The organism is Streptomyces sp. NBC_01241 (assembly GCF_041435435.1).
Lineage (GTDB): Bacteria > Actinomycetota > Actinomycetes > Streptomycetales > Streptomycetaceae > Streptomyces.
Genome location: NZ_CP108494.1, coordinates 8,016,644 through 8,037,737, shown reverse-complemented (window position 1 = coordinate 8,037,737; position 21,094 = coordinate 8,016,644). Strand labels below are relative to the sequence as shown.

The window sequence follows — 21,094 nt, the reverse complement described above, 5'->3', positions numbered from 1 at the left end:
TCGGTGCAGCCCGCCGTGTTGATCACTACAGCTCGGGATGGGACGCGAGCTGTGCCTTCGCCCGCTCCACCAGTTCGGCCGGCGCCTCGGGAGCCTGGTCGGGGTGACGCTCCGCCCACTTCGCGGCGTACGGGCAGAGGGGGACGACGGGGACACCCTCGCGGCCCGCCATGGCGTAGAACTCCTGGACGAGGGCGCCCGCGATGCCCTTGCCCTCGTGGCCGGGCTCGACGACGGTGTGCACGGCGACAAGCGCGGCGGGGTCGCCGTCCATCACGAAGTACGCGATGACTCCGGCGGCCTTGCCGTTCTCGTACGCGAGGAGGTTGCCGCTCGGGCGGTCGTCGCGGATGTCGAGTTCGATCCGGCCGGTCTGTTCTGCCATGACGGGTGCTCCCTCGGGGGTCGAGCCGGGGTCAGCACGCCGCGGGGACGGCGTGCGGGCTCCGTTCGGTCGCGGTGCCGGGTACGGGCTCGGAGGCGTCGGCGCCGAGCGCGACGATCCGGTTGCCGGCGTCGACATGCACGATACGCGGGATCAGGCCGCGCGCCTCGGCGTCGTCGACCTGGGCGTAGCTGATCAGGATGACCAGGTCACCGGGGTGGACGAGGTGGGCGGCAGCGCCGTTGATGCCGATGACACCGGAGCCGCGTTCGCCCTCGATGACGTACGTCTCCAGGCGGGCGCCGTTGTCGATGTCGACGATGTGCACCAACTCGCCGGGCAGCAGATCCGCCGCTTCCATCAGCTCGGCATCGACGGTGACAGAACCGACGTAGTGCAGGTCGGCCCGGGTCACGGTGGCCCGGTGGATCTTGGACTTGAACACGGTACGAAACATGAAGAAACTCCCGATTCGTCTGCTCCCTGCCTGCTGTGCAGGTCAAGGGCGGTGCCCGCAGCGTACAACCATTCGCATATTCGGTCAGCTGTCGCCGGGCGTCTCAGGACTCCCACTGACCCTTTGCTGACTTTTCTGAGAGCGACCCAGTTCGAGACGCCGTTCGAAGCCGGAATGACCCGTCTCATCCGATGCGTGGTGGACATGCCGGGCCGGCAGGATTTCCCGAAAGGCGCTGAGACAGGTGAAGTAGGGTGCCGCCAACCAACCGGGGGCAGCATGACGCAGCAGGTATCGACAGGTCCGCTCGCCCAGGGCGGGGAAGGGCGGCCGCGTCACCTGCCGCGCCGGGTGCTGCTCGTCGTGACGGTGTACGTCGTCTGTTTCCTCTGGGGAACCGCCATACATCTCGTGGACCTGGCAGGCGGCGGTCACAACAGCTACGCCTCTCCCGCACCGGCTCCCATCCGGGTCTACTTCGTCGCTCTGGTCCTGCTCGACCCTCTGGTAGCCGTTCTGCTGGTACGAGTCCGACCAATCGCCGTGACTATGGCGAGCGCGGTCATGACCGTGGACGTGTCCGCCAACTACTACGTCAACTGGCCGCAGATCTCACAACACCCGGACTACCTGCTCCGGCCCCTCGGGCTGCTGCCGTTCACCCTGTTCGCGCTCTTCATCGCCGTGACCGCGTCGCCCCTCTACCGGCACCTGGACCGGATCGCCGAAGCACGGAAGCCGGTAGGCGACAACGCGGGTTGATGCAGTCCGTCCGTGCGGGACACGGCGTCGGCGAGCTGCTTGTTGAAGGCGGCGACATAGGCGTCCGCCTCGGCGGGACGGGGAAGGCGAAGGGCGGTGCGGAGATGACGCGCGCGCCGAGTCCGGCCTTGAGCGTGTCGGCGACGACGGCGTCGATGTCGGTCATCGCCGCCGTCGGGAACGACAACGGGACATCCCCGAGGAAGAGTTCGCCGTCGCGGTCGTGCATGCCCCCGAGCGGACTCCCCGGTGGGAGGGCGAGCAGGTCGCGCGGCAGCCAGTGGGCGTGGACATCGATGGCTCCGGCCCGGATGTCACCGTTCATGGTGTTCCTCCCCGCTGCTCCCGGGCGGCACGCGTGATGGCGCGCCGGATGGGTTCGTAGCCGGTGCACCGGCAGATGTTGGAGGCGACCGCGCCCGCGACGGCGTCGGGCTTTTCTGCGAGGTCGGGATCGGTTTCGAGCGCTCCCGCGGCCACCATGAGGAAGTCCGGTATGCAGAAGCCGCACTGGAGGGCGTGTTCGGCCGAGAACGCCCGTTGCAGCAGGTGGGGTTCGCCGTCGGGTCCCGTGAGGCCCTCGACCGTACGGACGGAGCTGCCGTCGCACTGCACGGCCAGCACCAGGCACGAGCGGACCGGCGCGCCGTCCATGAGGACGGTGCAGGCCCCGCAGATGCCGTGTTCGCAGCCGAGGTGCGTACCGGTGAGGCCCAGGTCGTCGCGGAGGACGTCGGCGAGCAGGCGCCGGGGCTCCACGTCGAGGAGGTGGTCGGTGCCGTTCACGTTGAGCGTGACCTTCATCGGTTGTCTCCCTCGCGTGCGGCGAGACGCGCGCGCAGGTCCGCCGCCGCCTCGCACAGCGCGGACCGCACTGTGGCACGCCCGCTGCCGGCTCGGTGTCCACCCGGTGCGTGCCCTGTTCGACCTGCTTCGCGTCTCTCCTCGGGACGCAAACCGCCCGTCCTGGCCACCTACCCGGATGGCTCGTTCCTGTCCAGGATCGGTGACGTCGAGGTCCGCATCGTCATCTGTGAGATCACCATCGCCACCAGCGCGGGCCGCCGCACCGGCGCCCATCGGCTGGCCACCACGCTCCTTGACCACCGCACCCACCCGGCATTCGGCCTGGTCAGGCTGTATCACGAACGATGGGAAGTGGAATCGGCCTACTTCGAGATCAAGAAATCGATACTCGGCCGACGCGTCCTGCGCTCCCGGACCTGGCCCGGCCTAGGGCGGCTCTACACCGCCGCCTACCTCTATGTGCGCACCTCGGTCGCCAACCACCTCTCCACCAATTGACCCGAGGCATGGGAAACCCGCTTTCTCGGACTGGTCTGCTGGCGCAGGAGAGGTCGTTGTACTGGCCGAATACGCCGCATCGCCTTGGCTCAAGCAGCGGATGTCGGTTCATGAGGCACCTGCCGGTCCGGGGCCGTCCACCGTGGCCTCCGGACCGGGAGGGCCGCATATCACTTGCGGGCGACGAACCCCCACTGGTCGACGGGCTCAGCACCCTCTTCAACCAGGCTCGAACGCCACAGGGAGATGGACCCGAACCCCGGAGCGACCAGTTCCATCCCGTCCGCGCTCGCGAGGATCTCCTCGGGCTGGCGCACCAGATAGGGCGGGGTGTCCCCTGAGGCGTACGCCTCCTGTGCGGCCAGCGTCTGTGGAGTGGCGATCGTGTCGCAGAGAACCAGATAGCTGCCATCGGCCACGCCGGCCATGTATTGGCGCATGAGGTCGATGCCGGACTGGGGATCGACGTGCCCCAGGGTGGACAGCACCATGACGGCTATCGGCTGTGTCAGGTCCAGAGTCTGTGCCGCTTCCTGGAGTACCCGTCCGGCATCGAGCATGTCGGCGTGCACATAGTTCGTCATGCCGTCCGGCGCGCTCGTCAGGAGGGCGCGGGCGTGAGCCAGGACCAGGGGGTCGTTGTCGACGTAGACGATGCGCGCCTTCGGCTCGATGCTCTGTGCGACCTCGTGGGTGCTGTTCTGGACAGGGAGACCGGTTCCGATATCGAGGAACTGGGTAATCCCCGCTTCGCCTGCCAAGTGCCGCACGGCACGGGCCTGGAAGGCCCGCGACGCCAGGGCGAGCTCTCGCGTCTGAGGATAGGTTGCAATGACCTGATCTCCCAGTTCCTGGTCAACGGGGTAGTGGTCCTTGCCTCCGATCCAGTAGTTCCAGACTCGGGCTGAGTGGGGTACGCCACTACGGATCTGGGCTTCGAGTTCAGGGCTCGTGTTCACGCGAAACCTCGCTTCTTTCATGCATGTCGCGGATCTGTGCCGGCACGGCCAGGCCGGGTCGTGCGGTGATGTCGGCTCTCTGCCCAGGGAGCCGCACCTGCTCGCGGCTTGGACCCGCACGGCTGTCTGAGATCTGGGCTCGCTGGCTTCGGCCACACGCGGAAGTGCGCCAACGCAGGTTACCTCTATAGGATTTCGGCCCATGAGTGGGGCCCGCAGCGGCCACGCGGGTTCTCGATGTGAGGTTCCCCCGAGATGCGGGGATGGGTGACAGAAGGTCAGATGGGTCTCATGAGAGGAACCCAGACGATGCCTGCGCCGAGGAAGTACCCCAATGCCGCGTAGTTAAGGCGATTCCGCAGGTGTCAACACCAGGTGGTTGGCTTGTTGTTGGAGGCCGGGCGTGGTCCATTCGCGGGCCAGGACGTAGACACCGCGGGCAGTTCGTTGAAGGACGCCCTCGTTGACCCAGCGACCGAGTTCGGCACGCAGTCCTCGGGCATCGTTCAGACCGATGCCCCTTGCGATCTCGCAGGCGCGCCAGGAACGCTCCGGGACAGTGCGCATGAGCTGGAGTGTTCGGTCCCGCCGCCCCTCGGGGGCGCGTTCGGATGCGTGGTGCACAGCGACCTCGATGGCGGTGATGCGGACCGCGGGGTGGCCGCGCGTTTCATCCCGAGGGGTCGCGTAGCGGGAGATCGGGCATTTGACCCTGCGTGGTGCGATGCGCGGACGGCGTCTGGGCAGCAGGTTCTCCAGCACGGTGCGGCCGATGACGCCGATGAGTGCGGGCTGTGCCGGGTCGGGCAGTACACCTTGGGCGGTGATGACCTGTTCCCGGGCTGCTTCGAGGGCGACGGTGAAGGAGGCACGGTCAGGATCGGTCCCGGGCACGGACTCCGCAGCCTCGACCATGGCGCGACGGAGAATCTGATAGGCCGTCAGTTGAGCCCAGATTTCCTGCTGGACGCCGCGGGGGTCGTGCGAGCGCAGGACGAGACCGTCGAGCAGTGTGTGGCGCAGGGAGTAGAAAGCCGATTCGATCTCCCATCGTTCATGGTAGAGCGCGACGAACTCGTCGGCCGGGTGGTGGCGGTGGTCCAGCAGGGTCGTCGCCAGGCGGTAGTTTCCGGTGGTTCGGATACCGTCATCGGTCGTGACGGTGACCTGGGCGTCGATGATGCGCAGGCGTACTCCGCGGATTCGTGTCAGGTAGGAGCCGTCGGGCAGGACGGCCCATGTGGCTGGAGTGCGGGTGCCTTTGAGACGCACCAGCAACTGGGCGCCGGTGCTGGCGCATTTGGCCAGGAAGTCATCGGAGTCAAAGCCCCGGTCGTTGAGTAGCAGCATGGTGTCGTCCAGCAACGGCAGCAGTTGCTCGGCGTAGACGGACTCCGCAGGCGCCACGGGACCGAAGGCGGCGCCGAGCAGAGCGCGGGTGCCGGTCTCGCAAAGGGCCACGAGTTTCAGCATGGGGTAGCCCTCCTGACCGTAACGGTGCTTGATCTTGCCGAGCCAGCCGCAGACGCGGGGCCGGTCGGGGGCCTTGGCGGAACTGCAGCCGTCGAAGGCGACCGTCCTCCAGCGTCGGTAACGCACTCCGGGAGTCTCTGGCCGGGCCACCGGGCCAGCCAGAATGGTGAAGAGCAGCTCCAGTGGGGCCGGCCCCAGTCGGCGGCGTATGTCCCGCAGGGCCTTCTCCGACGGTCTGCATGGGCATACCTGCTGCAGTCCGGCCGTGAGTTTGTCCCATACCCGCATGTACCCAAGGCGCGGGAACAGAGCCATGGCCAGCACGAAGTAGATGCCGACCCGTGAGGGCAGCATCCGCAGCCTCGTCTGCGTGGTCCCGGTCCGCTCCAGGACGTCGTCGACAAGCTCGAAGGGGACCTGCTGGGTCAACTCCCCGAGGTGTCCGGGGGCATAGAGACCGTCGGCAACGATGACCGTGCGGATGAGCTGAGTGATGGCAGACTGGTCGGACAACGGGACCCCTTCGAGCAGGAAGACCTTGGTCGGCTTCCTCGCTCTACCAGGGGTCCCGTCCTCATGATCAACACTTGCCCGAATCCCACAGATCCGCTTGACAGACCCGTCATCAGGCTAACTACGCGGCATTGGAAGTACCCGCTGGAGTTGCGTGAGCGTGCGGTACGGATGTACCGGACCGCCGAGCCGAAGCCCGTGATCCGCCGCATGGCCGAGGAACTCGGCGTGCACCATGAGGCCCTGCGCAACTGGATCCGCCAGGCCGAGGCCGACGCCGGCGAACGCGACGACCTGCTCACCACCGCCGAGCGTGAGGAGCTTGCCGCCCTGCGCAAGGAGAACGCCCAGCTCAAGCGTGCGAATGAGGTCCTGCGGACGGCCTCGGCTTTTTTCGCGGCCCAGCTCGACCCGACCCGGCCCAGGTGACGGCGCTCGTTGACGAGCACCCGCATCTGGGGGTCGAGCCCCTCCCGGCCCGCAGGGCAGCCGCCCCGAGCCCGCTGAAAGCCGTCGCGGAAGCTAACGCATGACCTCATCAGGCAGACTGTCGGCGCTCTACCCGGCCGGCGGCTGACGCTGCCCGGAGCCGCCCCGGCGGACATCCTGCCCCCGAAGGCGCCGCTCGCCGCCTGCGAGGCCCCCGTTCTGCTGCTCTCCGGAGAGTTCGACTTGAACAGCCCGCCTGTGTCCGCTGTCGGGTTCGCGGAAGTGCCCCCTGACGTCACGCTCGTAGTGCAACCGGGAGCGGGCCACTATCCGAGGCTCGACGACGCCGACTGGTTCGTGGCAACCACGGCAGCATTCCTCCGTGGATGACCTGGCTCACGCCCCTGGAGTCTTCTGCGTCCTCGACGACGAGAGGTTCCGTGGGTCAGTGACGTCTCCGTCTGCCGGGGCTTTCCACGGCGGATCCGGCCGCGGCCGGAGTCGGTTTCCACCGGTGGCACCAGCCGTGCCCGGAACCGGGGACCGTCACCGGCTTCCCTCGGAAGCATCCGATGGAGTACGGATACTCTCCGTTGAGGTGGTAGTGGTACATGACGACCTTCTTGCCGTCCCACATGATCGCGTGTGTGTGACCGTGGCAGACGTCCAGATTCCTGTTCCTGACGATCTTTCCGTCCTCACCGCGCGGCCCGTAGATCCCGAAGCCGTCGATGGCGTATCCCACGAGCGGTGAGTGCCGGGTGCGGACGTTCGCGGGCCCCCTTGAAGCCTTGCCGAAGCAGGTCTGTGAGGGGCCGTGGTAGTGGTACTGCGTCTGATACGGATGGCCCCAGCAGCGGTCGAGAGGCAGGGCCGCGTTGGGGTCGACCGGGCGGTCCTGCGCGTCGGTGGCCACCTCCAGGTGAAAGGTGCCGCCGGCCAGAGCCATCCCGGTCGTCAGCTGGTCGACGCACGTGGGCTTCGCCGCGGCGGATGGATTGCGCGGAATGGTGACGTCGAGGTTCCACGGCTTGATGGGGATCGCGGCGGCGTTGGGGTACCCGTGCGCGGGAATCTCCGCGTAGTACTTGTCGGCGGGGGTGCCCTTCTGGACGGGGAATTGCCCGGTGGAATGATCCGGGAGCCCGTTGCCCTTGAAGTGCCTCTTGGCCGCGGTCGTCGTCACCCGCAGTTTGCTGTGCCAGTGCTTGGTCCCCGACACGAAAGGGCGCTTGAGCACGTCGATCACACCGTGCGCGTCGATCCACGGGCGGTCGGGCCGGATGAGGGTCCCCCCTTGGCAGGCGTAGAGGGTGTTGCGGGCGGGGGATGCGATCGACGTGCCGGTGGGGGGTGTGTGCAGGCGTGTGATCAGGCTGCCGTCTCCCCCGCCGCGCGCGTCCGTGGCAGCCCGCGCGGGATGAGGCACAGCAGCGGAGCCCGCCGGAGCCATCACCGGACCCAGTAGCGCGCAGACCGCGCCGGCTGCCACTGCAACGCCGTGCATAAATGTTCCCCAACTCGACGTGGACCGGAAGACATCACACCAGCGGCCCCTGTCCCCGCCGCCTGCGCCACCTCACCACCGCCCGCATGCCGTTGTCCCGCTGACACGAACGGGCAACCGAGTAAGCACCCGGTTTAGCCACAATACCGGTAACTTACGGAGATTCTGCTCGTTGTTGTTGGTATGCCAAGAGCGGGCCAACTGAAGTCATCTGGTGAGCGGTTGTCGGACCGGGTTGCGGTCGGAGTGCTGACGCAGGCGTTTCCTCGGTCGCTGGTGGACGAGGTACTGGTGGAGACGGGCCGGATGCAACTGCGGAACCGGTTGCTGCCGGCCCGGTTGGTGGTCTATTTCGTGCTGGCGATGTGTTTGTTCTCCGGGCAGAGCTATGAGGAAGTCGCCCGGCTGCTGACAGCTGGTCTGCAGGACGAGCGGCGTTGGCGTGGGACGTGGGTGGTGCCGAGTACGGCTGCGATCTGGAAAGCCAGGTCCCGGCTGGGTGTGGCGCCTCTGCGGCGGCTGTTCGCGCGCGTGTGCTGTCCGGTCGCCACACCCGACACGCAGGGCGCCTTCTACGGCGTCTGGCGGCTGACCGCGATCGACGGCACCACGTTTGACCTGCCGGACACGAAAGCGAACATGGAAGCGTTCGGCCGCCCGCCCCGCTCCGGGCGGGGCGAACTTGAGGTCGGCCGCCCGCAGTTGCGCATGGTCGGCCTGGTGGAATGCGGCACCCACGTCGTTTTCGACGCTGCGGTCGGAGGTCTGCGCGCCGGAGAGCAGACACTGGCCCGGGCGGTGCTGGGGTCCCTGCGGCCGGGGATGCTGCTCCTGGCCGACCGCGGTTTCTACGGCGTGGACCTGTGGTGCAAAGCGGCAGCCACCGGGGCGGACCTGTTGTGGCGCGTGCGCAAGGACCTGGTGCTGCCGGTGGTGGAGCAACTGCCGGACGGCTCCTACCTCACCGAAATTTTCGATCGGAGCGACATCCACCACACTCGTCGTGGGGTGCGGGTGCGCGCGGTGGAGTACACCATCGCCGGCCACGAGGGTGTCTACCGGCTCCTCACCACCATCCTCGACCCGTCCATGGCCCCAGCCGCGGAACTGGCAGCCCTTTACGCCCAGCGATGGGAGTTCGAGTCCACCCTCGACGAGATCAAGACCCACCTCGGCGGGTCGCACCTGGTGCTGCGTTCACAACACCCTGACGGAGCCGAGCAGGAACTTTACGGCTTCCTGCTCGTCCACCACGCTATCCGGCACCTGATGCACCAGGCCGCGAACCAAGCCGGTCAGGATCCCGACCGCATCTCCTTCATCCGTTCAGTGCGCGTCGTGCGCCGCCAGGTCACCGACCAGGCGGCATTTTCCCCCCGGCAGACTCACCCGCGACTCTGGTGCGCAATTCCGGGTGGGTGGTCAGGCTGTGAGTCGGTAGCTGAGGCGGGTGAGGTTGCTGGTGCGGCTGCGGTCCAGTGGATGCTCGGTCCAGTGGGCGTCTAGGCGGACGACGTTGATCGCGGTGGCGGAGAAGGCGTGCTGGAGGCGGACTTTCGGCAGCCCGCGGTAGCGGGCCCGGCGGATGCCGGTGATGTCGAGTGCCTGGTTGATGGTTCCTTCCACTCCGGCCCGCAGGGCGTACTTGTCCTTCCAGGTCTTGGTCTTCTGTTCGGCGCGGGCGGCGGCGAGGACGGTGTGCAGGTGCTCGGGGTAGAGGGTGAGCATGCGGTTGCCGCGCCGGGCCGAGGTGCACTCGGGTCGGACGGGGCATGCTTGGCAGTCCGTCTTAGCGAACTCGACGACGATGGCGTCTCGTTCGCGTTGTCGCACCGGGTGCCATCCGGTGCTGGTGTTGCCCTGGGGGCAGCGGACCCGTCGGGCTTTCCAGTCGATCCGGAAGGCGCTCTTGTCGTAGCCGGCGTGGCTCTTGGCCTGGGCGGATCGGTCGAGGAGGACGGGAGTGACCATGACGGTTCCGCGGCTGCGGGCGGTCTCGATCAGTTCGGCGGAGGGGTAACCGGAGTCCAGGTAGTGCTCGGCGGGCGGCAGGCCGCGGTCGGCGAGTTGTTGCTGGATCGGCGCGGTGGCCTTCACGTCCGGCACCGTCGACAGGGTGGTGGTCACATCCGTGATCAGGTTCGGCCGTCCCCGGACTTCGGCTTCGGCTTCGGCTTCGGGGGGAGTGTTGTCGCAGCTCTCGGTGAGATGGACCTTGTAGCCGAGCCAGAACAGGTCGTCGCCCTTGGCGGACCAGCGGGCGTCGGTGTCGTAGGGCGAGGCGAGGCGGAGATGGCCGGGCGGGACACCGTCCTCGTCGGCTTCCCGCTTGCTGACCACCTCCTTGCCCCGGCTGCTGGTGCGGACGGTGTAGGTCTGCACGAGGACTTGGCGCATGATGTCCACGGCCCCGATCTCCCGCAGCCAGGCCGGCGCGTCGGGCGACCAGACGGCCCGGCACAGCCGCAACGCGTCCTGTCCGTAGACCTGGGACAACTGGTCGCGCTTGACCTTGGAGCCGGGCAGTTTCCAGCTGTCGACCCGAGGTCCGTAGCGGTGGGCGAACTCCGGCACGTCCACGGCCCGGGCCAGCCAGTCCGGTGCCGCGACCGACAGCGCCTCCAGCGCAGCCCGCACGCTCTCCCCGGCCAGCTCCAACCGGTTCAAGTCCCGTACCGCGCTGACCACATGGGTGGAATCGGTGCGCTGCTTTCCTCCCGCGGCCACCAGCCCGGCGTCCACGCAGTACTCAAGGAGCCGGTCGAAGACGACACGCTCCATGCCGTTGCCGACCAGGCGGGCCCGGAACCGGGGCAGCACACTGTGGTCGAAGCCGGTGTCCGTCAGCTCCAGGCCGAGGGCGTACTTCCAGTCGATGGCCCGTATCGCCATCGCCGCGGCCTGCCGATCAGTCAAATTCTCCGCGAACTGCAACACCGTGACCAGCGACAGCATCCCCGGCGACAGACCCGGCGCCCCACGCACCCCGAACGCCTCGGCGAACGGCTCATCGGTGAAGACCTCCCCGAGCCGGTCCCGCACCCGGATCGCCAAACTCCCCTGCGGGAACGCCGCCCGCGCGACCCGCACCGTCTGCTCCGGCACCGGCGGCAGCCCCATCGGCCGCAACGACATCACAACCCACCCTCCACGGCCGGACGACACGTAACGACCGCAGGAACGATCATCACCTACCGGTCAAGCAGCCGCAGAGAATTGCGCACCAGAGTCACCCGCGCGGTCAAAGCGACCCACGCTGAACTCATCGAGCGTCTCCTGCCACCGCGACGCCGCAGATCCAACCCCCGCGTCATCAAACGCAAAGTCCTCGCCTGGCCCCTCAAACGCGCCGCCCACCGTGTTACGGACCGTCCAGCTATCCCGACTCTCACCATCGTCAACGCCACCAAACCCAAACGGGTCAAGCGGACCAAAGCGCCCTAAGTTACCGGTATTGGGTTTAGCCACGGGCTTTCACGAGCGGACTTGTGCGGGTCTTGATCACATAGGCGGAGAGTGCTGCTGAGCTGCAGCGATGGCACTTGCCAGGGGCGCTGTCCGCTGCAAGGAAATACGGAGGGTTCGCAGCTATTGCTCCGTCTGGCCGTTCAGCTCTGTCCAGGTGTAGCTGTCCATACCGTCGTGAGGGCCGATCCTGGAGAGTTCCGAACCATCGCTTCCCACCGCCACAATGACCGGTCGGATCCCCACGTGGCCTGTGGACGTGGACTTCCAGACCACGATGAGCCTGCCGTACCCGGGCACCTCAATCCGTCGGTCGCCGACGAGGAGGTGATCCACTTCCGCCGCCACCTGAAGTTCGTTGGACCCGACCCACGATCCCGTCCCCGTGAAGTCCGGATGACGAAGCTGCCGGCGGTAGGCATAACTCAGGCAACCTGCGCCTCCGCCAAGCTCGATCACGCCGACCTGCCCCGGCCGGCCCGCCGCCAGTCTCTCGGCAGGCAGGTCAGCGTCCGACCTACTGCCTCCGCCTGTGTAGTGCCATTTCTCGCCGCAGCGCTCAATCAGTGCGGTGTGCGTCTCCGCCTTCGCATTCCCGGGACGCCAGACGAGCCAGACTGCGCCGACACCCGCGTCCAGGTCGACGTCACCCGACACCAGGGTGAGCCATCGGCGAGGCAACCAACTGGGCTGCGACACCTCGCCGTTGACCACGCGTCGGACCACCCTCGGCAGAATGATTTTCATCCAACGGTCGATACGGCGCATCCGACGCAACTCCGCGCGAGTGGACATGTACACACGGTACCCAGCGGCGAAGCCCGCGACGACGGATCACGCCCTCGGATCGCACTCGTTTCGGTGAAGTGCAGAGAAGCACAAGCGCCTCTCCGGCCGCGCAGGCAGTGGTGCGGGAGCACTCCGCAGGGACCGAGGTGACTTCACGTCACCACAGGGGGTCAGGAACTGCTCTCGCCTAAGTGTCCATGAGTGTCCTTCAGGTGTCGCGAGTGTCGTATGATCTGGTGTATGAACCTGACGGAATGGGCGCGTGCGCAGGGGGTCGCCCCGCGTACTGCGTACCGCTGGTTCCGTGAGGGCACGCTGCCGGTCCCTGCGGAACGAGTGGGGCCGCGCACGATCCTGGTGAACATCGACGCGAACACGTCACCGTCCGTGACCGGTGGCGTGGGCCTGTACGCCCGTGTCTCCTCCCACGACCAGAAGGCCGACCTGGAGCGGCAGACCGCACGCTTGTCGGCCTGGGCCGCGAAGGCCGGGCATAAGGTCGTGCGCGTCGAATCCGAGATCGCTTCGGGCATGAACGGCGCCCGCGCCAAGGCCCGTCGCCTGCTGGCCGACCCGGCGGTGACCACCGTAGTGGTGGAGCACAAAGACCGGTTGGGCCGTATGAACGTCGAACTCGTTGAGGCCGCTCTGGCTGCAACCGGCCGTCGACTCGTTGTGCTGGATGACGGCGAGGTCGAAGACGACCTGGTGCGCGACATGGTGGAGGTTCTGATCTCGTTCTGTGCTCGCCTGTACGGCCGCCGCAGTGCGAAGAACCGTGCCAAGAAGGCACTGGAAGCGGCGGCTGCCGATGGCTGACAAGAAGCAGCTCCGTACCATCGACCCGCCGTTCGTTGCTGTCGGCCCGTCCGGTGTGGCGTTACGCGACCGCCTCAAGCACCTCACGCCCAAGGACGAGAAGGTGTTGCGTCTGGTCGGCGAGCACCAAGGCCGCCTGGCCTCTCTCGATCTCAAGGCCCGTTGCGAAGCCGGGCACAAGCACGACAACGACGCGTGGGCATCCCGGAAGCGTGACCTGACCGAGCAGTCGTCGTCGCGCATCGCGGGTGCGATCACGAAGGCCACGCACGACCAGTACGGCCTGGCCCGACGCTGCCTGCTCGCCCATGTCCAGAACCTTGAGGCCGGTATCCGCACGCTGCGACACCGCCTGTCCCTCCCGATCGGGGAGAAAGGCAGCAAGCGGGTGCCGGGCGGGTACCGGTCCAAGGGCGAGTGGTTCCACAAGTCCCGCCGCCTGGCCACCCTGGAACACCGCCTCGACGTGGCCCGCGACGACTGGAAGACCGGACACGTCCGTGTCGTTCGCGGCGGCCGGCGGCTGCTCAAGAACCGGCACAACCTTCAGGCCGCGCAGCTCACCGAGCACGAATGGCGTCAGCGTTGGGAGGCTGAGCGCTGGTTCCTCGCCGCAGACGGCGAGTCCGGAAAACGCTTCGGGAACGAGACGATCCGCGTCACCCCTGACGGCGAAGTGTCGATCAAGATGCCCGCCCCGCTCGCCCACCTGGCCAACAGCAAGCATGGCCGGTACGTTCTTGCCTCCAAGGTCGCGTTCGCGCACCGTGGGGACGAGTGGCGCGACCGCACCGAGGCCAACCGTGCCGTCGCCTACCGCATCCACTACCACGTTGAGCGGGGCCGCTGGTACCTGACCGCGTCGTGGACCAGGCCCGCCGTGCAGACGATGCCGCCAGCCACCGCCTGCGCCAAGGGCATGGTCGGCGTCGACACGAACGCCGACCACTTCGCCGCCTACCGGCTCGACCGGCACGGCAACCCGGTCGGCGACCCGCGCCGCTTCCCCTACGACCTGTCCGGCACCGCCGACCACCGCGACGCCCAGATCCGGCACGCCCTCACCCGCCTCCTGCACTGGACCAAGCAGACCGGCGCGCAGGCGATCGGCATCGAGAACCTGGACTTCGCCGCCGAGAAGACCCGCGAGAAGCACGGCCGCAAGAAGCGGTTCCGGCAACTCATCTCCGGTATGCCTACCGGCAAGCTCAAGGCCCGCATCGTCTCCATGGCCGCCGAACACGGCATCGCCATCGTCGCCGTCGACCCGGCATACACCTCGATGTGGGGCGACCAGCACTGGCGCAAGCCCCTGATCAGCAAGACTCGCAGCATGACTCGCCATGACGCCGCCTCGGTGGCCATTGGCAGACGCGCCCTCGGGCACCTGATCCGGCGACGGACGGCACCGCCCCAGCATCACCAGAGTGATGGTGCTGGGCATCGGACCGTCCAGGCCGATCATGGTGACCGAGGGCGTGAGGAAACCCGCCGCCCTGTCGCGGAGCGTGCACACGATGCGCGTCGCCGGACAGGGACAACGAGAACGCGGGGGACCAGCGCATCCAAAACCGTTCGGGATGCGCGCAGTTCCGGGACGTGGGTACAAGGCTCAGTCCTGGACACTGTTTAGGAACGGTTGTATGAGCACGGACAGCCGGATAGGACTCTCCGCGTGACTGATCAACGCAGCTTCGCCCGTACCGTCATCGCGCTCTCCCTGGCCGTGATCGCCTGTTGTGCGCTCACTTTCATCATCATGCTGCTGGCCGGGAGTCCCGCCGTGCAGCCGCAGCGCGTCCTGGATCAGGACGCGCTGGCGCGGGCCGTGCTCAACAACGTCAATTCCGCCGACTTCGCCAAGCCCCCGACCATCGACGATGTCAGTTGCCCCGCTTCCATCCCCGTCGAGGCGGGTCGGGAGTTCGAGTGCAAGGTCGACGGCGTCGGCGTCGGCGACGGCAGCAGAAGCGGCCATGCCTGGGTCAAGGTGAAGATCAAGGACGATCAGGGCGGCCTGTCACTGGGCTGAGGAACGACAGAGCGAGCGGGACCGCAGCCGTGGCATCGGGGCCGTCCCGGCCCCTGCTGGCGACTGTAGTAAACCGCCTATAGCCCCAGGCCAGGGGCAAGACCGTCAGACGCCTCGTTACTCTCAAGGCCATCCGCGAATCCGGAAGATCTTGGTAGATAAAGAACAAGCTTAGGATCTGTTCGTGATCGCTGACCTGCAATGCATGGTGCTGGACTGCTCGGATCCGGCGGAACTCGCCGCGTTCTACCAGTCGCTGCTCGGTGGGACCGTCAACCAGCAGGACAGGCGGTGGGCACTTGGCGATGGCTGGGCGACACTGCACACACCGTCCGGTCTCGTCCTCGCCTTCCAGAGGGCAGCAGAGTATCGGCCGCCGCTGTGGCCCGACCCGGCCCGGCCCCAGCAGTTCCATCTGGATTTCGGTGTTGCGGACCTGGACCGAGCCCAGGAGCAGGTGCTGGCCCAGGGAGCGACGATATTGGATGGCGGTTCCGACGGGCGGAGTTGGCGTATCTATGCCGATCCGGAAGGGCATCCGTTCTGCCTGGTTCGTCATTGAGGGCAGAGCGCCGGATACAACCGCACCCCTGTGGGATCACGTCGCGGCCGGAACTGACCCGCGACGCGCCCCCGGGGTCCTTCTTCACACAGGCGCGGTATCGCAACCTCGTCGACTCTGCGGCGGCGCGGTTCATCACCGTGGTGCCGGAGATCGACATGCCCGGCCACAGCACCGCCGCGATCGCCGTCTGCCCCGAACTGACCTCGCAGGAAACAAGCGCCCTTGCGCAGTCGAGCGAGGAGATGCTTGCGAAGCTCATCGCCGGAGAGATCCGGCCGCTCCGGCTGGAACCCGGGCGCGCGGAGGTGTGGCGGTTCGTCGACGACGTGATCGCAGAGGTCGCGGCACTCACTCCCGTACGGTTCATCCACGTCGGTGGCGACGGGGCATTCGGGATGCCGGCCAAGGACCACGGTGACTTCGTGGCGCGCGCACGTGAACTCGTACGCGCCCACGGCAAGGAGCCGATGGGCTGGCAGGAGACGGCTCGGGTGCCCGCAGAACCGGCCAAATCGCCCAGCAGTGGATCGACGAAGAGCTGGCACCGAACCCGAAGCATCCCTTCGTAGCGATGCTCCCGCCCCAGGTGGTCGACATGTTCCTCGCGGCGTTCCAAGAGGCTGTCGAAGACACTGACCGGATGGGCGAGCAACGCGCGCGCGTCGTCATCTCCACACGCGTCCGCGCCTACCTCGACCGTCCGTATGCGGATGCCATCGCCGGCGAGGCCGAGGAACGCCGCCGTCGGCTCGGCCGTCCGGGCTACCCGCCGCTCACGATCCGCGAGTCCTGTACCGCGCCGATCACGGGCATCGACGACGGTCCCGGCTTCGATGTCGCCGGGTTCGAGACAACGATCTGGTGCGAGACCGTGAACGACTCCGACGACTTGTCGTTCCTGCTCCTGCCCCGGCTCCCCGGCCTTGCCGAACGCGCCTGGACGGCCGGCCCGGCCCGCAACTGGGAAGACCTGCGCGCCCGTCTCGCCGCCCGGGCTTCTGCCTGGCGCCGCCACGGCCACACCTGGTTCCCCGAGCCGTCGATCGACTGGGTGCAGGGGCCCGGCCGGTGACCGTCCCTGGTACTGATGCCGGCCTTCTTGGCTCGCTCGGGGACATTGGTACCGTGTTGGCACCGAGAGTGTTCTTACATGGTCGCCCGGCGGATCCAACTCGTTGTAATCCTCGCTCTGAACGGCGCGGAATCGGCAGATCCGCCACTGCCGGACCACCAGGACGCTGGGCCAGACTGCCGGGTATGACTGAGACCACGCCGCCCACAGACCAGCCCCCTCTCGATCAGAAGCAGTGGCTGACGCCAGGGGTGCGCGGGATCGGTTCGGCGAGTCTCCTCGCCGATGTCGGCCATGAGATCCCCACCGCGCTGCTGCCGTCCCTGCTGACCTCCACCCTCGGTGCTCCCGCCGCTGCTCTAGGAGCGATCGAGGGGATCTCCGACGCCCTGGCGGGCGCCGCCCGGTTCGGCGACGGCGTGCTCGCCGACGACCCAGCCCGCCGCCGGAAGGTAGCGGTCGGCGGTTACGCGACGACCGCAGTCCTCGGTGCCGCGACCGCCGGAGCCACCGCGGTGTGGCAGGTCGGCGTGCTGCGAGCGGCCGCCTGGACCGCCCGCGGCCTGCGGGTTCCGGCCCGCAACGCGCTGCTGGCGGACATCGTGCCGGCGAAGGCGTACGGGCGGGCGTACGGGTTCGAACGGATGATGGACAACCTCGGCGCGATCTTCGGACCGCTCCTCGCTCTCGGCCTCGTCGCCTGGGTGGGCGTCCAGTGGGCGATCGGCTTTTCTGTCATCCCCGGGCTGCTGGCCGCTGCAGCGATCGTCTACGCGATCCGGCACACCCCGCGCCCGGCCAGCCGGGACAAGGTGCCGCTGAAGATTCGTATCCGGCCGGTGCTGAAGGGCGATCTCGGCAGGCTGCTGGGCGCGGTCGCCGCGTTCGAGGTCGGCAACGTCGCCGCGACCCTGCTGATCCTGCGGGCTTCGGACCTGCTGGCGCCCGAGCACGGCACGAAGACCGCGACGACCATCGCGCTCGGCCTCTACACCGCGTACAACGTTGCCGCCACCCTCGCCTCGGTCCCGTCCGGGCGGCTGTCCGACCGGCTCGGGGCCCGCCGCCCGGTACTCGTGCTGGCCGCAGGCGTGGCGGCGTTCGCCGTGGCGTACGGGATGTTCGCGGTGACCGGCGCCGTCATCACCGTCCTCGCGGTGCCCTTCGTGCTGGCCGGCGTGGGGATCGGCGCGGTGGAGACCGCCCAGCACTCCGCGGTCGCCACGCTCGCGCCGAAGGACCTGCGCGGCTCCGCCTTCGGGATGCTCGCGACCGTCCAGTCGCTGGGTAACCTCGCCGCCTCCACCGTCGCCGGTGCCTTGTGGACCGTCGTCTCTCCGACGGCCGCCTTCACCTACCTTGCGGCCTGGATGGTCCTCGCCCTGACCGGTCTGCTGGTCGCCGCCGGTCGCCTGAGGCGCTGACCCGCCCGCTGGGACAGCCCTCAGGCCCCGGCGGTAATCGCCGGGGCCTGCGACGTCGGGGTCCGGCGGGAAGTCGGGAGAGGGCGAACGCGGCCTGGAAGAGCTGGACTTCCTCAGGTGTGAAGGGTTCGGCTTCGTAGCAGTCCGCGAGAACGAAGCGGCCCCCGGGCCGCAGCACCCGCCGAACCTCGCGGATCGCGGCGGGGCGGTCGGAGAAGTGCGCGAACGACTCGATGGCCCACGCGGCGTCGAAGATCTCGGACTCCTGGGGCAGGGCCATGGCGTCCGCCTGTTCGAAGGCGACGCGGTCGGACAGTCCCGCCTTCGAGGCGCGGTCGCGGCCGGCCCGGACCTGCGCGGCGCTGACCGTCACGCCGAGCACGCTCGCGCCCGACTCGGCACCGATTCGCACGGTGGGCCGGCCGGTGCCGCAGCCGACGTCCAGCATCCGCTGTCCCGGCAGCAGCCCGACCTCGTTGATGAGGCTGCCGGTCCAGGAGTCCTGGGCCCGGGTCAGTTCCTCCCACATCTCGTCGGCTGTCGGCTCCCCCGTCTGCGTCCGCACGCCGTCGGTCCACATGCCCAGGTGCATGCTGTCGCCCATGGTCAGGCCATACAGACCTCCACTACTTCCCCGGAACGGCCGCGCAGTGAGGCCGTACGACGGGGCGCACGGAAGCACGAATGGATCCATGCACTGAATCGCCCACATGGGCCAGACCTGCTCGGTTGACCGTCAAGATCGCTTGGCAAAGGGTCAAGATCTTGTGTCAGAGGTCAGTCGTTCTTGCTGCCCGATCAAGAGCACGCCCTCAACCAGCAGGAACGCAGGCGAGGTTGAAGAACGAGCTCAGTCGATCTGGTCTGCTGGCGCTCAGCCCCTCAACGGGGTGACGTCCCGGGGCGTCAGCAGTGGTTGGCAAAGGCTGCGGACATTGCCTTGTGCAGGACGGGGGCGGGCTCCGGGCGTGCGGGAGAGGGCGGGTAGACGGTCCTGCCCTCCTTGATGGTCTCCACGACGGTGATGTCCTTGATCTTTCGCTCGGGAATCGTCAGCGGGTTGTGGCTGAGGATCACAAAGTCGGCGAGCTTGCCAACCTCGATGCTGCCCTTGGTGTCCTCTTCGAAGTACTGGCGGGCGGCGTTGATGGTGATGGACTTCACCGCATCCAGGACCGACACGCACTGGTCCGGGCCCAGGACGCTTCCTGATGTCCGGGTGACACGGGTGACCTGGCTGGACAGGATGGCGATCGAGTTGGGCAGGGCGACGGGGGCGTCGTGGTGTGAGGTGTACGCCATCCCGCGGTCCACCGCCCACCGGGCCGGCGAGATGTTGACAGCCCGTTCGGGGCCGAGCACGGTCTTGCGGTACCAGTCGCCCCAGTAGTAGGTGTGCATGGAGAAGAACGACGGGATGATGCCGAGTTCCCGAAACGCCTCGATCTGGTCCTCGCGGGCGGTCTGGCAGTGGATGGCCGTCGTACGCCGGTCCTGCCCAGCTTCCTTGGTGGCCGCGCGCACGCACTGGAGGAGTTGGTCGATGGCGGCGTCGCCGTTCACGTGCGCGATGATGTGCCAGTTGTTGGCGAAACCCGCCCGGACCTGGGCCAGGACGTCCTTGTCCGGCAGGGTCGCATAGCCGCGGTAGTCCTCGTCCTGACCGTTGGGCGGCGTGAGGTAGGGCTCGGTGAGCCAGGCGGTGCGCCCCTGCGGCGAGCCATCCAGGACCAACTTCACCCCGGCCGCGCGCAGGCCCTTGGTGTACTCCCGGCTCGCCCGGACCTTGTCAGGGGATTTCATGGCCTGGTCAGCCTTTACGTAGACGGCCACATCGGTGGGCAGGCCGGCGGGGTGGGCGTCCGCGACCTGCCGCAGGAGGCCCAGGACCTCCAAGCTCGCTGCCCCCTCCTGTACGGTCGTGAAGCCGAAACTCGCCGCCGACAGGAGGCCCACGGGCAGGAACTGCCCGCTGTCGACGGGGTCCATTCCGGCGACGGCCAGGTCGGCGGCGGGGTTGAACGCAGTCTCCTCCAGCACCCCGTTCGGCTCCCCGTACACGGGCCCGGATTCGGTCCCACGCTCCAGCCTCCGCCGGATCACCCCGCCCTCCGGGTCCGGTGTCATGGCGGTGTACTGGAGCCGTTCGAGTCCCAGGCTGTTGACCGCTCCCAGATGGAAGGACTGGTGGATCGCCAGGACAGGCTTCTCGGTGGATACCACGTCCAGGTCCTGGCGGGTGGGGTGCTTGCCCTCGGTGAGCATGGAGTCGTCATAACCGAAACCGACGATCCAATCCGAGCGTTTCCCCACCGCACTTTCGGCGAACTCGCACAGCTTGCCCTGGAGGGACGCGATGTTGGTGACGTTGCCGTCGGGAGCGGCCAGCAGGTTGGCGATCGTGGCCTGCAGGCCGGTGCCGACCACGTGGCCGTGCGCATCGATGAACCCCGGCAGCAGGGCCTGGTCCGGCAGCAGGTCGTACAGCCGCGTGTCCGGCCCCCGCCACTCGGCCTGCGCCTGGGACAGGTTGCCGACGAAGACGACCCGGCCGTCCTTGACTGCCACCGCCTCGGGCGCCGCCGACCTCTCGTCGGTAACCGTCACGATGGAACCGCCGGAGAAGATGATGTCGGCATCTCCAGACCGCATTCCCGGCAAGGCGCCGGATCAACTCGGTGAATCCGGCGCCGACAGCGACCACAGATGCGCTGGCACCACCTCCAAGCGAAAGCCGATTCGGCCGAGCCGGGTCGATGCCGTACAGTTCACCGTACCGACGCGGGGTGGAGCAGCTCGGTAGCTCGCTGGGCTCATAACCCAGAGGTCGCAGGTTCAAATCCTGTCCCCGCTACTCAAACGTGAAGGCCCGGTGGATACCGGGCCTTCACTGCGTCTGGCCCCGCTCGAACCTGGCCCTTAGGGCGCGTATCGAGTCGTGATCACGAGGGACGGGTGAGGCCTCAATCCAGATCACCGAGGCCCGGTGCCGAGGACGGGGCCGAGCGAGGGGATGAACATGCAGGCGCGGCTGGTCGGCTCCATGGCGCTGGTCGATCTGACGGTGCACGCGTGAGACCGGGCGCGGACGACGGGGCAGGCATACGACGCGGGGGTCGGCCGGTTGTCAGTGACTCT

General features: G+C 67.8%; 20 protein-coding genes, 1 tRNA gene and 1 pseudogene. 12 read left to right on the top strand and 10 right to left on the bottom strand.

Going from position 1 to position 21,094, the window contains the following annotated elements; all coding sequences use genetic code 11:
• Window positions 1-25 precede the first annotated feature (25 nt).
• The gene (locus OG306_RS36480) at window positions 26-385 is read right to left on the bottom strand and encodes a GNAT family N-acetyltransferase (RefSeq protein WP_266904591.1); all 360 of its coding nucleotides are present in this window, start codon (window positions 383-385) and stop codon (window positions 26-28) included.
• Between the two features lie 31 nt (window positions 386-416).
• Window positions 417-842, bottom strand: coding sequence for an aspartate 1-decarboxylase (panD, locus tag OG306_RS36475; protein WP_266750716.1), 426 nt, complete (start codon window positions 840-842; stop codon window positions 417-419).
• Between the two features lie 279 nt (window positions 843-1,121).
• On the opposite strand from panD, the gene OG306_RS36470 reads away from it, so the two are divergent.
• A complete protein-coding gene (locus tag OG306_RS36470) occupies window positions 1,122-1,604 on the top strand; it encodes a hypothetical protein (protein WP_266750714.1) in 483 nt (160 codons plus the stop codon).
• A gap of 321 nt (window positions 1,605-1,925) precedes the next feature.
• Here the strand turns inward: OG306_RS36470 and OG306_RS36465 are convergent, their stop codons facing one another.
• Complete coding sequence (locus OG306_RS36465) at window positions 1,926-2,408, bottom strand: (2Fe-2S)-binding protein (RefSeq protein WP_266750713.1); 483 nt, start codon at window positions 2,406-2,408, stop codon at window positions 1,926-1,928.
• Between the two features lie 72 nt (window positions 2,409-2,480).
• Here OG306_RS36465 and OG306_RS36460 point away from each other — a divergent pair, with 72 nt between their 5' ends.
• Window positions 2,481-2,909, top strand: coding sequence for a hypothetical protein (locus OG306_RS36460; RefSeq protein ID WP_266750712.1), 429 nt, complete (start codon window positions 2,481-2,483; stop codon window positions 2,907-2,909).
• A 170-nt stretch (window positions 2,910-3,079) separates the two neighbouring features.
• Here OG306_RS36460 and OG306_RS36455 read toward each other — a convergent pair whose 3' ends face one another.
• Both OG306_RS36455 and OG306_RS36450 read right to left on the bottom strand, forming a co-directional pair.
• Window positions 3,080-3,868, bottom strand: coding sequence for an SAM-dependent methyltransferase (locus tag OG306_RS36455; RefSeq protein ID WP_266750710.1), 789 nt, complete (start codon window positions 3,866-3,868; stop codon window positions 3,080-3,082).
• Window positions 3,869-4,213: 345 nt separating this feature from the next.
• Complete coding sequence (locus tag OG306_RS36450) at window positions 4,214-5,854, bottom strand: IS4 family transposase (RefSeq protein ID WP_371666108.1); 1,641 nt, start codon at window positions 5,852-5,854, stop codon at window positions 4,214-4,216.
• Window positions 5,855-5,917: 63 nt separating this feature from the next.
• Here OG306_RS36450 and OG306_RS36445 point away from each other — a divergent pair, with 63 nt between their 5' ends.
• A complete protein-coding gene (locus OG306_RS36445; protein WP_371666107.1) occupies window positions 5,918-6,283 on the top strand; it encodes a transposase in 366 nt (121 codons plus the stop codon).
• A gap of 445 nt (window positions 6,284-6,728) precedes the next feature.
• Here OG306_RS36445 and OG306_RS36440 read toward each other — a convergent pair whose 3' ends face one another.
• Window positions 6,729-7,790: a YHYH protein gene (locus OG306_RS36440; RefSeq protein WP_266750707.1), complete on the bottom strand. Its 1,062-nt coding sequence runs from the start codon at window positions 7,788-7,790 to the stop codon at window positions 6,729-6,731.
• Window positions 7,791-7,973: 183 nt separating this feature from the next.
• On the opposite strand from OG306_RS36440, the pseudogene OG306_RS36435 reads away from it, so the two are divergent.
• Window positions 7,974-9,167 (top strand): annotated as a pseudogene (locus OG306_RS36435) (IS4 family transposase); the annotation flags it as partial.
• Between the two features lie 45 nt (window positions 9,168-9,212).
• Here the strand turns inward: OG306_RS36435 and OG306_RS36430 are convergent.
• Window positions 9,213-10,925 carry an IS1182 family transposase gene (locus OG306_RS36430; protein WP_371666106.1) on the bottom strand — a complete coding sequence of 571 codons (1,713 nt, stop codon included), beginning with the start codon at window positions 10,923-10,925 and terminating at the stop codon, window positions 9,213-9,215.
• 453 nt (window positions 10,926-11,378) lie between these two features.
• The gene (locus OG306_RS36425; RefSeq protein WP_266750705.1) at window positions 11,379-12,050 is read right to left on the bottom strand and encodes a hypothetical protein; all 672 of its coding nucleotides are present in this window, start codon (window positions 12,048-12,050) and stop codon (window positions 11,379-11,381) included.
• A gap of 234 nt (window positions 12,051-12,284) precedes the next feature.
• Here OG306_RS36425 and OG306_RS36420 point away from each other — a divergent pair, with 234 nt between their 5' ends.
• The 7 genes from OG306_RS36420 (at window position 12,285) to OG306_RS36390 (ending at window position 17,956) form a co-directional block, all read left to right on the top strand.
• On the top strand, window positions 12,285-12,863 hold the full coding sequence (locus OG306_RS36420) for an IS607 family transposase (RefSeq protein ID WP_266750704.1): 579 nt from the start codon (window positions 12,285-12,287) through the stop codon (window positions 12,861-12,863).
• Complete coding sequence (locus tag OG306_RS36415; protein WP_266750702.1) at window positions 12,856-14,496, top strand: IS200/IS605 family accessory protein TnpB-related protein; 1,641 nt, start codon at window positions 12,856-12,858, stop codon at window positions 14,494-14,496. The genes OG306_RS36420 and OG306_RS36415 overlap by 8 nt, the downstream gene beginning before the upstream one ends.
• A gap of 42 nt (window positions 14,497-14,538) precedes the next feature.
• On the top strand, window positions 14,539-14,895 hold the full coding sequence (locus tag OG306_RS36410; RefSeq protein ID WP_266750701.1) for a DUF4333 domain-containing protein: 357 nt from the start codon (window positions 14,539-14,541) through the stop codon (window positions 14,893-14,895).
• A 184-nt stretch (window positions 14,896-15,079) separates the two neighbouring features.
• On the top strand, window positions 15,080-15,457 hold the full coding sequence (locus OG306_RS36405; protein ID WP_266750700.1) for a VOC family protein: 378 nt from the start codon (window positions 15,080-15,082) through the stop codon (window positions 15,455-15,457).
• On the top strand, window positions 15,403-16,029 hold the full coding sequence (locus tag OG306_RS36400; RefSeq protein WP_266750699.1) for a family 20 glycosylhydrolase: 627 nt from the start codon (window positions 15,403-15,405) through the stop codon (window positions 16,027-16,029). The genes OG306_RS36405 and OG306_RS36400 overlap by 55 nt, the downstream gene beginning before the upstream one ends.
• A 2-nt stretch (window positions 16,030-16,031) precedes the next feature.
• The gene (locus tag OG306_RS36395) at window positions 16,032-16,532 is read left to right on the top strand and encodes a family 20 glycosylhydrolase (RefSeq protein ID WP_323184001.1); all 501 of its coding nucleotides are present in this window, start codon (window positions 16,032-16,034) and stop codon (window positions 16,530-16,532) included.
• Between the two features lie 185 nt (window positions 16,533-16,717).
• Window positions 16,718-17,956 (top strand): MFS transporter, encoded by a 1,239-nt coding sequence (locus OG306_RS36390; RefSeq protein WP_266750696.1) that lies wholly within the window; start codon window positions 16,718-16,720, stop codon window positions 17,954-17,956.
• Here OG306_RS36390 and OG306_RS36385 read toward each other — a convergent pair.
• Complete coding sequence (locus tag OG306_RS36385) at window positions 17,883-18,560, bottom strand: class I SAM-dependent methyltransferase (RefSeq protein WP_327349157.1); 678 nt, start codon at window positions 18,558-18,560, stop codon at window positions 17,883-17,885. The genes OG306_RS36390 and OG306_RS36385 overlap by 74 nt on opposite strands.
• 302 nt (window positions 18,561-18,862) lie before the next feature.
• Window positions 18,863-20,608, bottom strand: coding sequence for an amidohydrolase (locus OG306_RS36380; protein ID WP_266904613.1), 1,746 nt, complete (start codon window positions 20,606-20,608; stop codon window positions 18,863-18,865).
• Between the two features lie 128 nt (window positions 20,609-20,736).
• Here OG306_RS36380 and OG306_RS36375 point away from each other — a divergent pair.
• Window positions 20,737-20,810, top strand: a tRNA-Met gene (locus tag OG306_RS36375).
• Window positions 20,811-21,094: the final 284 nt, after the last annotated feature.

Coding starts and splice junctions, on each gene's coding strand:
- OG306_RS36480 (WP_266904591.1), bottom strand. CDS start 385: ATGGCAGAACAGACCGGCCGGATCGAACTCGACATCCGCGACGACCGC.
- panD (WP_266750716.1), bottom strand. CDS start 842: ATGTTTCGTACCGTGTTCAAGTCCAAGATCCACCGGGCCACCGTGACC.
- OG306_RS36470 (WP_266750714.1), top strand. CDS start 1,122: ATGACGCAGCAGGTATCGACAGGTCCGCTCGCCCAGGGCGGGGAAGGG.
- OG306_RS36465 (WP_266750713.1), bottom strand. CDS start 2,408: ATGAAGGTCACGCTCAACGTGAACGGCACCGACCACCTCCTCGACGTG.
- OG306_RS36445 (WP_371666107.1), top strand. CDS start 5,918: ATGATCAACACTTGCCCGAATCCCACAGATCCGCTTGACAGACCCGTC.
- OG306_RS36440 (WP_266750707.1), bottom strand. CDS start 7,790: ATGCACGGCGTTGCAGTGGCAGCCGGCGCGGTCTGCGCGCTACTGGGT.
- OG306_RS36430 (WP_371666106.1), bottom strand. CDS start 10,925: ATGTCGTTGCGGCCGATGGGGCTGCCGCCGGTGCCGGAGCAGACGGTG.
- OG306_RS36425 (WP_266750705.1), bottom strand. CDS start 12,050: ATGTCCACTCGCGCGGAGTTGCGTCGGATGCGCCGTATCGACCGTTGG.
- OG306_RS36420 (WP_266750704.1), top strand. CDS start 12,285: ATGAACCTGACGGAATGGGCGCGTGCGCAGGGGGTCGCCCCGCGTACT.
- OG306_RS36415 (WP_266750702.1), top strand. CDS start 12,856: ATGGCTGACAAGAAGCAGCTCCGTACCATCGACCCGCCGTTCGTTGCT.
- OG306_RS36395 (WP_323184001.1), top strand. CDS start 16,032: ATGCTCCCGCCCCAGGTGGTCGACATGTTCCTCGCGGCGTTCCAAGAG.
- OG306_RS36390 (WP_266750696.1), top strand. CDS start 16,718: ATGACTGAGACCACGCCGCCCACAGACCAGCCCCCTCTCGATCAGAAG.
- OG306_RS36385 (WP_327349157.1), bottom strand. CDS start 18,560: ATGGGCGACAGCATGCACCTGGGCATGTGGACCGACGGCGTGCGGACG.
- OG306_RS36380 (WP_266904613.1), bottom strand. CDS start 20,608: ATGCGGTCTGGAGATGCCGACATCATCTTCTCCGGCGGTTCCATCGTG.